Annotated in this window: 10 protein-coding genes and 4 tRNA genes; 10 read left to right on the top strand and 4 right to left on the bottom strand. The window is 54.4% G+C overall.

Annotated features, from left to right (window positions below; all coding sequences use genetic code 11):
* Position 1: 1 nt before the first annotated feature.
* From wzxE to LCS67_RS22080, 9 genes are all read left to right on the top strand, one after another.
* A complete protein-coding gene (gene wzxE / locus LCS67_RS22120; RefSeq protein ID WP_000050299.1) occupies positions 2-1252 on the top strand; it encodes a lipid III flippase WzxE in 1251 nt (416 codons plus the stop codon).
* On the top strand, positions 1249-2328 hold the full coding sequence (locus tag LCS67_RS22115; RefSeq protein ID WP_000217187.1) for a TDP-N-acetylfucosamine:lipid II N-acetylfucosaminyltransferase: 1080 nt from the start codon (positions 1249-1251) through the stop codon (positions 2326-2328). Before wzxE ends, LCS67_RS22115 begins: the two co-directional genes overlap by 4 nt.
* Positions 2325-3683, top strand: a complete 1359-nt coding sequence (gene wzyE / locus LCS67_RS22110; RefSeq protein ID WP_000055605.1) for an ECA oligosaccharide polymerase — start codon at positions 2325-2327, stop codon at positions 3681-3683. Before LCS67_RS22115 ends, wzyE begins: the two co-directional genes overlap by 4 nt.
* Complete coding sequence (gene wecG / locus LCS67_RS22105) at positions 3680-4420, top strand: lipopolysaccharide N-acetylmannosaminouronosyltransferase (protein WP_000183625.1); 741 nt, start codon at positions 3680-3682, stop codon at positions 4418-4420. Before wzyE ends, wecG begins: the two co-directional genes overlap by 4 nt.
* A gap of 206 nt (positions 4421-4626) precedes the next feature.
* On the top strand, positions 4627-6012 hold the full coding sequence (gene thrP / locus LCS67_RS22100; RefSeq protein WP_000818378.1) for a bifunctional threonine/serine APC transporter ThrP: 1386 nt from the start codon (positions 4627-4629) through the stop codon (positions 6010-6012).
* Positions 6013-6114: 102 nt separating this feature from the next.
* Positions 6115-6191, top strand: a tRNA-Arg gene (locus LCS67_RS22095).
* Positions 6192-6245: 54 nt separating this feature from the next.
* Positions 6246-6321, top strand: a tRNA-His gene (locus tag LCS67_RS22090).
* A 20-nt stretch (positions 6322-6341) separates the two neighbouring features.
* A tRNA-Leu gene (locus LCS67_RS22085) sits at positions 6342-6428 on the top strand.
* 42 nt (positions 6429-6470) lie between these two features.
* A tRNA-Pro gene (locus LCS67_RS22080) sits at positions 6471-6547 on the top strand.
* A gap of 581 nt (positions 6548-7128) precedes the next feature.
* On the opposite strand, the gene hemY is transcribed toward LCS67_RS22080, so the two are convergent.
* From hemY to hemC, 4 genes are read right to left on the bottom strand one after another with little or no spacing between them, the layout of a single operon-like run.
* Positions 7129-8325, bottom strand: coding sequence for a protoheme IX biogenesis protein HemY (hemY, locus tag LCS67_RS22075; protein ID WP_001546072.1), 1197 nt, complete (start codon positions 8323-8325; stop codon positions 7129-7131).
* A gap of 2 nt (positions 8326-8327) precedes the next feature.
* Entirely contained in the window at positions 8328-9497 is a 1170-nt protein-coding gene (gene hemX / locus LCS67_RS22070) for a uroporphyrinogen-III C-methyltransferase (RefSeq protein WP_000138961.1), read from the bottom strand.
* A gap of 21 nt (positions 9498-9518) precedes the next feature.
* Positions 9519-10259, bottom strand: a complete 741-nt coding sequence (gene hemD / locus LCS67_RS22065; RefSeq protein ID WP_000025502.1) for a uroporphyrinogen-III synthase — start codon at positions 10257-10259, stop codon at positions 9519-9521.
* On the bottom strand, positions 10256-11197 hold the full coding sequence (gene hemC, locus LCS67_RS22060; RefSeq protein ID WP_001521319.1) for a hydroxymethylbilane synthase: 942 nt from the start codon (positions 11195-11197) through the stop codon (positions 10256-10258). The genes hemD and hemC overlap by 4 nt, the downstream gene beginning before the upstream one ends.
* 376 nt (positions 11198-11573) lie before the next feature.
* Here hemC and cyaA point away from each other — a divergent pair, with 376 nt between their 5' ends.
* Positions 11574-14120: a class I adenylate cyclase gene (cyaA, locus tag LCS67_RS22055; RefSeq protein ID WP_000281719.1), complete on the top strand. Its 2547-nt coding sequence runs from the start codon at positions 11574-11576 to the stop codon at positions 14118-14120.
* Positions 14121-14131: the final 11 nt, after the last annotated feature.

The raw sequence follows: 14131 nt of genomic DNA, 5'->3' as shown, positions 1-14131 counted from the left end.
TATGTCGCTTGCTAAAGCCTCCCTGTGGACGGCGGTCAGTACGCTGGTAAAAATTGGCGCCGGACTGCTGGTGGTGAAACTACTGGCCGTCTCTTTTGGTCCGGCGGGCGTCGGACAAGCGAGTAACTTCCGCCAGATGATCACCGTGCTGGGCGTATTGGCTGGCGCCGGGATATTTAACGGCGTTACCAAACTCGTCGCACAACATCATGATAACCCGGCGCAGTTACGTACCGTGGTGGGAACCTCCTCCGCGATGGTATTGGGTTTCTCTACGCTGCTGGCGCTGGTCTTCCTGCTGGCGGCGGCGCCGATTAGCCAGGGACTGTTCGGTCATACGGACTATCAAGGGCTGGTGCGTCTGGTTGCGCTGGTACAAATGGGGATCGCCTGGGCGAACCTGCTGCTGGCGCTAATGAAGGGCTTTCGTGACGCGTCGGGTAATGCCTTATCGTTAATTGTCGGCAGCTTTTTGGGCGTCGCCGCCTGGTATCTCTGCTACCGTGTCGGCGGCTATGAAGGCGCTCTGCTTGGCCTGGCGCTGGTGCCGGCGCTGGTGGTAGTGCCAGCCGGTATGATACTGATTAAGCGCGGCACCGTCCCGCTACGCTATCTCAAGCCCTCCTGGGACAACGGTCTGGCAGGGCAGCTCAGTAAATTTACCCTGATGGCGCTGATTACCTCCGTTACGATGCCGGTCGCCTATGTGATGATGCGAAACCAACTGGCCGCGCACTATAGCTGGAGCGATGTCGGGATCTGGCAGGGCGTGAGCAGTATTTCTGATGCCTATCTGCAATTTATCACCGCCTCCTTCAGCGTTTACCTGTTACCTACGCTCTCACGCCTGACGGAAAAACAGGACATTACGCGTGAAGTGGTAAAAGCGCTGAAATTTGTTTTACCGGCGGTCGCGGCGGCGAGTTTTACCGTCTGGCTACTGCGCGATTTTGCTATCTGGCTGCTTTTTTCCGCCAAATTCACCGCGATGCGCGATCTGTTCGCCTGGCAGTTAGTGGGCGACGTGCTGAAAGTCGGCGCCTATGTTTTCGGTTATCTGGTGATTGCCAAAGCGTCGTTGCGATTTTACATTCTGGCCGAAATTAGCCAGTTCATTCTGTTAACGGCGTTCGCTCACTGGCTGATTCCCGCTCACGGCGCGCTGGGTGCGGCACAGGCTTATATGGCCACCTATATTGTCTATTTTTCATTTTGTTGTGGCGTATTTTTACTCTGGCGTAGGCGAGCATGACTGTACTGATTCACGTCCTGGGATCGGATATCCCTCACCATAACCACACCGTGTTGCGGTTTTTCAATGATACGCTGGCCGCCACAAGCGAGCACGCGCGTGAATTTATGGTTGCTGGCGAAGATAACGGCTTCACGGAAAGCTGCCCGGCGCTCTCGCTTCGTTTTTATGGCAGTAAGAAAGCGCTGGCGCAGGCGGTCATCGCCAAAGCGAAAGCAAATCGTCGACAGAGATTCTTCTTTCACGGTCAGTTCAACACCAGCCTGTGGCTGGCGCTGTTAAGCGGCGGTATTAAGCCAGCTCAGTTTTACTGGCATATCTGGGGCGCGGATCTCTACGAAGTGTCCCACGGGCTGAAATTCCGCCTTTTCTACCCGCTTCGTCGTATCGCGCAGGGACGAGTAGGGGGCGTATTCGCGACGCGCGGCGATCTCAGCTATTTTGCGCGCCAGCACCCGGGCGTACGCGGCGAGTTGCTCTATTTCCCGACGCGCATGGACCCTTCCCTGAATGCTATGGCAAAAGAGCGCCAACGTGCGGGGAAATTGACCATTTTAGTAGGGAACTCCGGCGATCGCAGTAACCAACATATTGCGGCATTACGGGCGGTGTATCAGCAGTTTGGTGATACGGTAAACGTGGTGGTGCCGATGGGCTATCCGGCCAATAACCAGGCCTATATTGATGAGGTTCGTCAGGCCGGTCTGGCGCTATTTAGTGCCGAAAATCTACAAATTATTAGCGAAAAAATGGAATTTGATGCCTATCTTGCGCTGTTGCGCCAGTGCGACCTCGGTTATTTTATTTTTGCCCGCCAACAGGGGATCGGGACGTTGTGTCTGCTAATTCAGGCCGATATCCCGTGCGTACTGAACCGCGACAATCCTTTCTGGCAGGATATGGCGGAACAGCATCTGCCCGTCCTGTTTACCACGGACGATCTTAATGAGCAGGTCGTGCGCGAGGCGCAGCGTCAGCTCGCATCGGTAGATAAAAGCGGCATCACCTTCTTTAGCCCCAACTACCTGCAACCGTGGCATAATGCGTTGAGAATCGCCGCAGGAGAAGCCGAATGAGTTTAATGCAATTCAGCGGGCTGCTGGTGGTCTGGCTGCTCTCTACGCTGTTTATCGCCACGCTGACCTGGTTTGAATTCCGCCGCGTGCGTTTTAACTTCAACGTTTTCTTTTCGTTGCTGTTTTTGTTGACCTTCTTTTTTGGTTTTCCGCTAACCAGCGTGCTGGTATTTCGTTTCGACGTTGGCGTCGCGCCGCCGGAAATCTTATTGCAGGCTCTATTATCCGCCGCCTGTTTCTACGGCGTGTATTACGTGACCTATAAAACGCGTTTACGCAAACGCGTTGTGGATGTACCACGCAAGCCGCTATTTACCATGAACCGGGTGGAAACCCACCTTACCTGGGTGATCCTGATGGGTATCGCGCTGGTGAGCGTGGCGATTTTCTTTATGCATAACGGCTTTTTGCTGTTCCGGCTGCACTCCTACAGCCAGATCTTTTCCAGCGAAGTCTCCGGCGTGGCGTTAAAACGGTTCTTCTATTTCTTCATTCCGGCGATGCTGGTGGTCTATTTCCTGCGCCAGGACAGCAAAGCGTGGCTGTTCTTTCTGGTGAGCACCGTCGCGTTTGGTCTGTTGACCTACATGATTGTCGGCGGCACGCGCGCTAACATCATTATTGCGTTTGCTATCTTCCTGTTTATCGGCATTATTCGGGGCTGGATCAGCCTGTGGATGCTGGCAGCGGCGGGCGTGCTGGGGATTGTCGGTATGTTCTGGCTGGCGCTCAAACGCTACGGATTAAATGTGAGCGGCGATGAGGCGTTCTATACGTTTCTTTATCTGACGCGCGATACCTTTTCGCCGTGGGAGAATCTGGCGCTGCTGTTGCAAAATTACCACAATATCGATTTTCAGGGGCTGGCCCCTATCGTGCGTGATTTCTACGTCTTTATTCCCACCTGGTTATGGCCGGGACGACCCAGTATCGTGCTGAATTCTGCGAATTACTTCACCTGGGAAGTCCTGAACAACCATTCTGGCCTGGCGATATCGCCAACGCTTATCGGATCGCTGGTGGTCATGGGCGGGGCGCTGTTTATTCCGCTCGGCGCGATCGTCGTCGGGCTGATTATCAAATGGTTCGACTGGCTATATGAACTGGGTAACCGGGAGCCCAATCGCTATAAGGCGGCGATTCTGCACAGTTTCTGCTTTGGCGCCATCTTTAATATGATTGTGCTGGCGCGAGAAGGGCTGGATTCGTTTGTCTCGCGCGTGGTTTTCTTCCTGGTGGTTTTTGGCGCCAGCCTGCTGGTCGCTAAGCTTCTGTTCTGGTTATTTGATAGCGCCGGACTGATTCATAAACGTACAACTTCGCTCCCTCAGGCACAGGTGGAAGGAAAACTATGACTAACAATGCCGCTGCGCCCCTTTACTCGCTGCGAGGATTACCTCTGATTGGCTGGCGCGACATGTCACACGCGCTGAATTATCTGTTTGCCGATGGACAACTGAAGCAAGGTACGTTGGTGGCAATCAACGCCGAAAAGCTGCTGACGGCGGAAGATAATCCGGAAGTCCGCGCGTTGATAGCGGCGGCGGAATTTAAATATGCCGATGGCATCAGCGTGGTGCGTTCAATACGTAAAAAATTTCCGCAGGCGCAGGTTTCTCGTGTGGCTGGCGCTGACCTTTGGGAAGCGTTAATGGCGCGCGCGGGTAAAGAAGGCACGCCGGTATTTCTTGTCGGCGGCAAGCCTGAGGTGCTGGCGCAGACGGAAGCAAAACTGCGGACGCAGTGGAACGTCAATATTGTGGGTAGCCAGGACGGTTACTTTACGCCGGAGCAGCGTCAGGCGCTATTTTCGCGTATCCATGCCAGCGGCGCGAAAATTGTCACCGTCGCGATGGGATCGCCAAAACAGGAATTGCTCATGCGCGATTGTCGGGAAGTGCATCCCCATGCGCTATATATGGGGGTGGGCGGTACCTATGATGTGTTTACCGGTCACGTCAAACGCGCCCCCAAAATATGGCAGAACCTGGGGCTGGAGTGGTTGTATCGTCTGCTTTCTCAACCGAAGCGTATTACCCGCCAGATGCGTCTGCTGCGCTACCTTCGCTGGCACTATACTGGCGATCTCTAATTCTCCCTTCTGATGACTTGAGCAGCGGATTGTGCTTATGGCGCTGCTCATTTACAACACAATCGATGATTTCTTACACAATAAGTGCATTTTTTTAATGCTCCATTTGCCATTTGTCCAAATTTAAGAAAATATTCGCAACAATCGATGTACCCATAACAATAACCGGTACTACCGGAACCGTTGCAAACACGACATGAGGATTTATGGCAGAGAAAAAACCGGAGCTACAGCGTGGGCTGGAAGCTCGTCATATTGAATTGATTGCCCTCGGGGGCACCATCGGCGTCGGACTCTTTATGGGCGCCGCCAGTACGCTGAAATGGGCGGGCCCGTCAGTGCTGCTGGCGTATATCATCGCCGGATTGTTCGTCTTTTTCATCATGCGCTCGATGGGGGAGATGCTCTTTCTGGAACCTGTTACCGGCTCCTTTGCCGTGTACGCCCACCGGTATATGAGTCCTTTTTTTGGCTATCTTACCGCCTGGTCATACTGGTTTATGTGGATGGCGGTCGGGATCTCGGAAATTACTGCCATTGGGGTCTACGTCCAGTTCTGGTTTCCGGAGATGGCGCAGTGGATACCGGCGCTGATTGCCGTCGGACTGGTCGCGTTGGCGAATCTGGCTGCGGTGCGCCTGTATGGTGAAATCGAATTCTGGTTTGCGATGATCAAAGTCACCACGATTATTGTGATGATCATCATCGGTCTGGGGGTGATTTTCTTCGGCTTTGGTAACGGCGGCCAGGCGATTGGCTTTGGTAATCTGACCGAGCATGGCGGCTTTTTTGCCGGCGGCTGGAAAGGCTTTCTGACCGCATTATGTATCGTGGTGGCCTCTTATCAAGGGGTTGAGTTGATCGGTATTACCGCCGGTGAAGCGAAGAATCCGCAGGTGACGTTGCGTAGCGCGGTGGGTAAAGTGCTGTGGCGTATCCTGATTTTTTATGTTGGCGCGATTTTCGTGATCGTCACCATTTTCCCGTGGAATGAGATTGGCAGCAACGGCAGCCCCTTTGTGCTCACCTTCGCGAAAATCGGCATCACCGCCGCGGCAGGCATTATCAACTTTGTCGTGCTGACGGCGGCGCTCTCCGGCTGTAACAGCGGAATGTATAGCTGTGGGCGTATGCTTTACGCGCTGGCGAAAAACCGTCAACTGCCGGCGGCAGTCGCGAAAGTCTCTCGCCACGGCGTGCCGGTCGCGGGCGTGGCGCTCTCTATTTTGATTTTGCTGGTAGGTTCTTGCCTGAACTACATCATCCCCAATCCGCAGCGCGTCTTTGTTTACGTTTATAGCGCCAGCGTACTGCCGGGGATGGTGCCGTGGTTTGTCATTCTGATTAGCCAACTGCGCTTTCGTCGGGCGCATAAAGAAGCGATTGCGGATCATCCTTTTCGTTCCATTATGTTTCCGTGGGCGAACTATTTGACGATGGCGTTTCTGGTTTGCGTTTTAATCGGCATGTACTTTAATGAAGATACGCGCATGTCGCTGTTTGTCGGCGTCATCTTCCTGCTGGCCGTCACGCTGGTCTACAAAGTTTTCGGTCTGAATCGTCACGGAACCGCCCACAAGGTGGGGGAATAAGCGCCAAAATGCGCAAAGCATAACCAAACGCGCATTTTATTTAAAAAGGCACTGGACAGCGGGGTGTGAAGTCCGTATTATCCACCCCCGCAACGGCGCTAAGCGCCCGTAGCTCAGCTGGATAGAGCGCTGCCCTCCGGAGGCAGAGGTCTCAGGTTCGAATCCTGTCGGGCGTACCATTTATTTAGGTGCTTGAGCTGCGGTGGTTTAATACCGCGTAAAAAGTTTCAGTGGTGGCTATAGCTCAGTTGGTAGAGCCCTGGATTGTGATTCCAGTTGTCGTGGGTTCGAATCCCATTAGCCACCCCATTAATATAGAGTTGTGAAACGCGAAGGTGGCGGAATTGGTAGACGCGCTAGCTTCAGGTGTTAGTGTCCTTACGGACGTGGGGGTTCAAGTCCCCCCCCTCGCACCACGACTCAATGAATTGAACTAAAAATTCAAAAAAGCAGTATATCGGCGAGTAGCGCAGCTTGGTAGCGCAACTGGTTTGGGACCAGTGGGTCGGAGGTTCGAATCCTCTCTCGCCGACCAATTTTGAACCCCGCTTCGGCGGGGTTTTTTGTTTTCTGTTTCTTTTCAACCGCTTATCCCGCACGTGTTGCCATTATGGTTTATTGGCGATATCCCAGGCTTTATTTGTCGCTATTCGGTGACGAATAATCTATTGATTTATAATCACTTTATAAAAAACATCCTGTTCTGTCTCCGCCAGGCGACACGCTAAAACCTCGCCAGCGGCGGGGGGATGACAATCGCGTGAATTCTCTACGTTTTTTTAATACCTGCGCCTGTTTTTTAGCGGTGCAAAGATGGCACGTTATGTGCAATAATGTACGGGTAGATGCTCATTCCATCTCTTATGTTCGCCTTCTGGCCTCATAAACTCAGGAATGATGCAGAGCCGTTTACGGTGCTTATCGTCCACTGACAGATGTCGCTTACGCCTCATCAAACACCCTGGACACAACGTTGAGTGAAGCACCCCTTTATGTTGTCATACAGACCTGTTTTGACGCCTGCCCCTTAACCGGGCAGGCGTTTTTTTATGCATCCCGAATGATTTTGTGTAGGCGGTAGGCCCGGTAAGCGAAGCGCCACCGGGCAAGGGGGGATTACTGCGGGGGATTGTTCTGTAATGTCAGCATCAGGCCGTCGCGCCGCATGGCGGCGGCCTCTTCCGGTTGATGCAGTCGATCAAGCGCATCGGCAAGCCAGGCATAATCATACGCGTCCGGGCGTTGTTTCAGCGCGGCGCGGAAAGCCAGAGTCGCCTCCTGCCATTCACCGTGTTTCATTAGCGACTGACCGAGTGTGCTCCATAACAGCGGGCGATCGCCTACAGTCTTAATTTGCTGGCGCAGCACTTTCTCCAGTTGTTCCGGATTATTGGTTCTGAGGCGAGGAATGGGCAGCACCAGTCGATCGTCATACTGGCGTTTCAGACCGTCGATGATAATCTGCTGCGCCATATCATGATCGTCACATTCGATCAGATGCTCGGCCATCGCGACCTGCAGCGCCACCTGATGGCGGGTTTTACGGCTTTGGTTTTTCCACCAGGTGCGTAATCCTTCGCTGCCCTGCTCGGCGCGCGCCTGATCCATGAGTCCTATCCACGCCTGTTGTTCGAGCATGGCGCGATGCGCTTCATCGCCAACGTGCGCTTTCGCCATGGATGGGATGATATCCAGTAAAGAACTCCATGCGCTGGTGCGAATATAGGCCTGCTCCGCCAGACGCAGAACTTCCGGGTGACGCGGCGTGACCTCCAGCAGTTTGTCCACGCCGTGACGCGCCGCGTGATTTTCATTGCGCGCCAGCTGTAAGCGCACGCGTGTGATCTCGACCGGGATGGTGTCGTTCCCCGCCAGCTCTGCCGCACGTTCAAGGTGCTGATTAGCGCGTGCTTCATCGCCGCGCTGCTGCGCCGCTTCTGCCGCCAGCAGATAATTTACCACCGGTTGTTCAGCATGGTCGGCATTTTTTGACATCAGCTTTTCAACCTGCTGATAGTCGCCCTCCGCCAGCTTCAGCAGCGCCTGTTCGGTCTGCTTGCGGGCGCGACGGCGTTTACGGCCGGCAAACCAACCGCGGGTGTGCGCGCCGGTACGAAACAGACGGCGTAGCAACCACTCAATGGCGAATAGCACCACCATAGCGACGATGAGAATGATCGCCAGGCCGGTGACGCTGGTTTCAATGTTGTAGTTATCGGTCTGGATTAACACATAGCCCTGGTGACCGGCTATCATCGGGCCGACCACGATACCCGCGAGCAACAACACAAAGAGCAATAATACTTTTAGCATCATTATTCTCCTTGCGGCGCGGTTGCCGGAGCGTCTGTCTGCGTGGCAGGCGCTGCCGTAGAGACTGTCGGTTGCGCCAGTAGATTACGCACGCGGGTTTGCATCAGTTTTTCAAGAATCGCCTGGCTTTCCAGGGTTTCCGGCAGATCCATCGTGATATTTTGCTGGCTTAATTTATCGACCTCCTCCAGGAAGGCTTTTGTCGCGGCGTCGTCAGTATCGTAATAAGCGCGAACCCAGGTCGAAACGTTATCCAGCGCCTGACGGTATGTTTCTTCCTGATGGCGTGGCACGGCCTGCGCGGCGACTAACAGGCGGGAGCGAATATTTTCGCGTAAATAGACGTCCTGGTTGGGCGCCAACAGCGGTACGGCGGTATCATCGCGGCGACGAATGGTAATAAAGCTGTCCATAAAGTTCTGCCAGCTTTTTTGCAGGTTAACGCGCCATTCGCTTAGCGAGCTGGACAGCTCGCTGCTGTCTGAATCCATCGGCGAACCATCGGTATCGTTATCCGCCAGACGCAGGTTATCGATTTGGTTAGAGAGCTGATTGAGTTTGAGAATAATGCCGTCGTAGTCGATCTGCGCAACGGATGACAGGCTGGCGATATCGTCAGTAATCGCGCGTCGTGCGGTAATGAGGCTGGGGTCATTCATGTCCGCCAGACTGGCGTCAGCGCTTTTGAGCAACGCAGCGGCGGTAGTGACGTCCTGATCGCTCCACAGCTTGCGTCCGGCGAGTTTCACCAGGAAATCAGCCTGCGCCAGCAGCCAGGTTTTAGCATCGCTGCCGGAAATAGTGGCGACTTTTTGTTGTACTTCATCAAGCTGTTTCGCCAGCGCCGCCTGTTGGCGATTCGCGTCATCTAACTGCGCCGCTTGTTTTTTGATAATCCCTTCCAGCTCCGCTTTTTGGCTCTCCTGCGCCTTTTGCAAGGCGGTCAGTTGCGTCGCCAGCGCATCGCTGGTTTCCGTTTGCGCGGTTGCTTGCTGTTTCCCCCAGCCATAAAGCCCAATACCTGCCGCCAGGGCAATCGCGATCGCCACCGCGCTTAATACCAGCGCGGCGCCGTTCTTACTTTTTTTCTCGGTATTAACTGGCTGTGGAGTGGTTTCCACGCTCTCCCTGGTCTCATCAACCACGGCGGAGGATTTTTCTTGTTCCGTCATTATGGCATCCCATTATGAGAGTTATTGTAATGCGCGCAACAGCGCATCGTTGTCGGCGTTATCAGCGACCTTAATATCTTGCCAGCCCAGTTCCCGGGCGAGGTGCGCCAGACGCTCACTGACGACCAATAGCCGACAGCGTAGTAACCAGTGCTCACGATACCACTGGGGAGTCAGCGACCAGAGCCGTTGCAACATCTCGCCGCTGGTAACAACAAGCGTTGTTACGCCGCGAGTATGCCAGCGCATCGCTTCTTCCGCGCCATCGTAATGTTTCGCACATCGTTGATAACATTCACAAAAACTGACTTCGGCTCCGCGAGCTGTCAGGGTTTCGCCCAGCAGTTCGCGGCCGCCATTGCCACGCAAAATCAGCGCGCGTTTGCCCGCAATATTTTGTAATTCAGGTAATTGTAGCAAGGCTTCGCTGATTTCCCGATCCAATGGATAACGAATATCGAACCCGCTAACGGTATGAAGGGCGAGCGCCGTGGTGCGGCCAATCGCGAAATAGCGCGGCGACGCAGGCCAGTTTCGGCCATCCCGCTGGAGCTGGGCGTGAGCAAAGGCGACGGCGTGCTGTGAAAGGGCAAAAACCAGATCGTTTTCCGTCAGCGTCGTCAGGCGGTCGGCCAGGGTGGGTAGCTCCCGACCGGCGACAAATTCAATCAGTGGAAAACTCCAGGCCACCTGCCCCAGTGCGCGCAGACGGCTCACTAACGCTTCCCCTGCGGGAGAGGGGCGGGTGATCAGAATACTCATGCGGGCGTCTCGCCGTTATAAACTTCCGTCAGAATCGCGCGTGCGCCGTTTTCCAGCAGTTCCTCTGCAAGCGAGATGCCCATTTGCTCCGCCTGCTCGGGAGAACCACGACGTTCGCCGCGCACCATCACCGAACCGTCCGGCGCGCCAACCAGCGCGCGTAGCCAAATTTCACCGTTGATGATTTCTGCATAGCTGCCAATCGGCACCTGACAACCGCCTTCCAGGCGGGTGTTCATAGCGCGTTCCGCCGTTACGCGCAGCGCGGTTTGCGAGTGATTCAACGGTGCGAGCAGCGCCTGCGTTCGCGCGTCGTCAAGACGACACTCAATCCCGACGGCGCCCTGGCCTACGGCAGGAAGTGAAACGTCGGGCGGCAAGGCTGTGCGAATGCGCGACTCCAGACCTAAGCGTTTCAGACCGGCCACGGCCAGGATAATGGCGTCATAGTCGCCGTTGTCCAGCTTGCCGAGACGTGTGCCGACGTTGCCGCGCAACGAACGGATAATGAGGTCCGGACGGCGTTCCGCCAGTTGACACTGACGACGCAAACTGGACGTCCCGACGATACTACCCGCGGGCAGATCGTCCAGACTGTGATATTTATTCGAGACAAACGCGTCGCGCGGATCTTCGCGCTCGCAAATGGTCACCAGACCGAGACCGTCCGGGAAGGCCACCGGAACGTCTTTCATAGAGTGCACGGCGATATCAGCGCGCTTTTCCAGCAGCGCGATTTCAAGCTCTTTAACAAACAGTCCCTTACCGCCCACTTTCGCCAGGGGAGTATCGAGAATCACGTCGCCGCGTGTGACCATCGGCACCAGTTCTACCGTCAGTCCCGGATGGGTTGCCATCAATGCGTCTTTGACATAATGTGCCTGCCAAAGCGCAAGGGGACTTTGGCGTGTGGCAATTCTTAAAACATTGTCTAACATGCTTGTTACCGTCATTATCAATCATTGACCATCCTAACATCCTTATAGAGAGTATGTTAGTTTTCCGGTCACCGTGAGTGAGAGGATAAGGCGCAGTGTCGTCAATGACAGTGAATAATGACGAGAAACCGCCAGCCCGTATTTAAGAATTTACACGCAGCGAACGGTGCTACACTTGTATGTAGCGCATCTTTCTTTACGGTCAATGAGCAAGGTGTTAAATTGATCACGTTTTAGACCATTTTTTCGTCGGTATTAGATAAAAATATGCAGGCGAGAAAGGGTAACGGTTATTTTTGACATACGGTTTATCCCGAATGGCGACGGTCAAGTACTGACCTGCACCATGACGGGTAGCAACATCAGGCGATACGTCTTGTACCTCTATATTGAGACTCTGAAACAGAGACTGGATGCCATAAATCAACTGCGTGTGGATCGCGCGCTTGCTGCCATGGGACCCGCTTTTCAGCAGGTTTACAGTCTTCTGCCGACATTATTGCACTATCACCATCCACTGATGCCGGGTTACCTTGATGGTAACGTTCCCAGCGGTATTTGCTTCTACACGCCTGATGAAACCCAACGCCACTATCTGAACGAACTTGAGCTGTACCGCGGTATGACGCCGCAGGACCCGCCGAAGGGCGAGCTGCCGATTACCGGTGTTTACACCATGGGCAGCACCTCCTCGGTCGGGCAGAGCTGCTCGTCCGACCTGGACATCTGGGTGTGCCATCAGTCCTGGCTCGACGGCGAAGAGCGTCAGTTGCTGCAACGTAAGTGTAGCCTGCTGGAAAGCTGGGCCGCCTCGCTTGGCGTTGAGGTGAGCTTCTTCCTGATCGACGAGAACCGTTTCCGCCATAACGAAAGCGGCAGTCTGGGCGGGGAAGACTGTGGTTCTACGCAGCATATCCTGTTGCTTGATGAGTTTTATCGTACCGCTGTGCGCCTGGCCGGGAAGCGTATCCTGTGGAGTATGGTGCCGTGCGACGAAGAAGAGCATTACGACGACTATGTCATGACGCTCTACGCGCAGGGCGTATTAACGCCAAACGAATGGCTGGATCTGGGGGGCTTAAGCTCGCTCTCCGCCGAAGAGTACTTTGGCGCCAGCCTGTGGCAGCTATACAAGAGCATTGACTCGCCGTACAAAGCGGTGCTGAAAACGCTGCTGCTGGAAGCCTACTCATGGGAATATCCCAACCCACGTCTGCTGGCGAAAGATATTAAACAACGTCTGCATGACGGTGAAATCGTATCGTTTGGACTCGATCCCTACTGCATGATGCTGGAACGGGTCACTGAATACCTGACGGCGATTGAAGATCCGACGCGGCTGGATTTAGTCCGCCGCTGCTTTTACCTGAAAGTGTGCGAGAAATTAAGTCGCGAGCGTGCCTGCGTAGGCTGGCGTCGGGAAGTATTAAGCCAGTTAGTCAGCGAGTGGGGATGGGACGACGCGCGTCTGACCATGCTCGATAATCGCGCAAACTGGAAAATCGATCAGGTGCGCGAAGCCCACAACGAATTGCTCGACGCCATGATGCAAAGCTATCGTAATCTGATTCGCTTTGCGCGGCGCAACAACCTCAGCGTGAGTGCCAGCCCGCAGGATATCGGCGTACTGACGCGTAAGCTGTACGCGGCTTTTGAAGCGTTGCCGGGTAAAGTCACGCTGGTGAACCCGCAGATATCGCCGGATCTGTCCGAGCCGAATTTAACCTTTATCCATGTGCCGCCGGGACGCGCCAACCGTTCAGGCTGGTATCTCTACAACCGCGCGCCGAACATGGATTCCATCATCAGCCATCAGCCGCTGGAATATAACCGTTATCTTAATAAGCTGGTCGCGTGGGCGTGGTTCAACGGCCTGCTGACGTCGCGAACGCATCTGTTTATTAAGGGCAACGGTATTGTCGACCTGCCTAAGTTACAGGAGATGGTCGCCGATGTTTCGCACCATTTCCCGCTGCGCTTGCCTGCTCCGACGCCGAAAGCGCTCTACAGCCCCTGTGAAATTCGCCATCTGGCGATTATCGTTAACCTCGAATATGACCCGACGGCGGCGTTTCGCAATAAGGTGGTTCATTTTGACTTCCGTAAGCTGGACGTTTTCAGCTTTGGCGAAGAGCAAAACTGTCTGATAGGCAGTATCGACTTGTTATATCGCAACTCGTGGAACGAAGTGCGTACTCTGCACTTTAACGGCGAGCAGGCGATGATCGAAGCGCTGAAAACGATTCTGGGGAAAATGCACCAGGATGCCGCGCCGCCGGATAGCGTGGAGGTGTTCTGTTACAGTCAGCATCTTCGCGGTCTGATTCGCACCCGCGTGCAGCAACTGGTCTCCGAATGTATCGAGCTACGTCTTTCCAGCACCCGTCAGGAGACCGGTCGCTTCAAGGCGCTGCGGGTTTCCGGGCAGACGTGGGGGCTATTCTTCGAACGCTTGAATGTCTCGGTGCAGAAGCTGGAGAACGCTATCGAATTCTACGGCGCTATTTCGCATAACAAGCTGCACGGGCTGTCGGTACAGGTGGAAACCAACCAGGTGAAATTGCCGTCAGTGGTGGATGGCTTCGCCAGCGAAGGGATTATCCAGTTCTTCTTTGAAGAAACGGGCGATGAGAAAGGCTTTAATATTTATATTCTGGATGAAAGTAACCGGGCGGAAGTGTATCACCACTGCGAGGGTAGCAAGGAAGAACTGGTGCGCGACGTCAGTCGCTTCTATTCGTCATCGCACGATCGCTTCACGTATGGCTCCAGTTTTATCAACTTTAACCTGCCGCAGTTCTACCAGATAGTGAAAACCGATGGCCGCGAGCAGGTGATCCCATTCCGTACGCAGCCTATCAACACCGTGCCGCCAGCAAACCAGGATCATGACGCGCCGCTATTGCAGCAGTATTTTTCCTGAGGATTTTTGCC

The organism is Salmonella sp. A7, from assembly GCF_020181675.1.
GTDB classification, from domain to species: Bacteria; Pseudomonadota; Gammaproteobacteria; order Enterobacterales; family Enterobacteriaceae; genus Salmonella; species Salmonella enterica.
The sequence above is the reverse complement of the archived record's forward strand: the minus strand, read 5'-3'. Positions and strand labels throughout refer to the sequence as shown.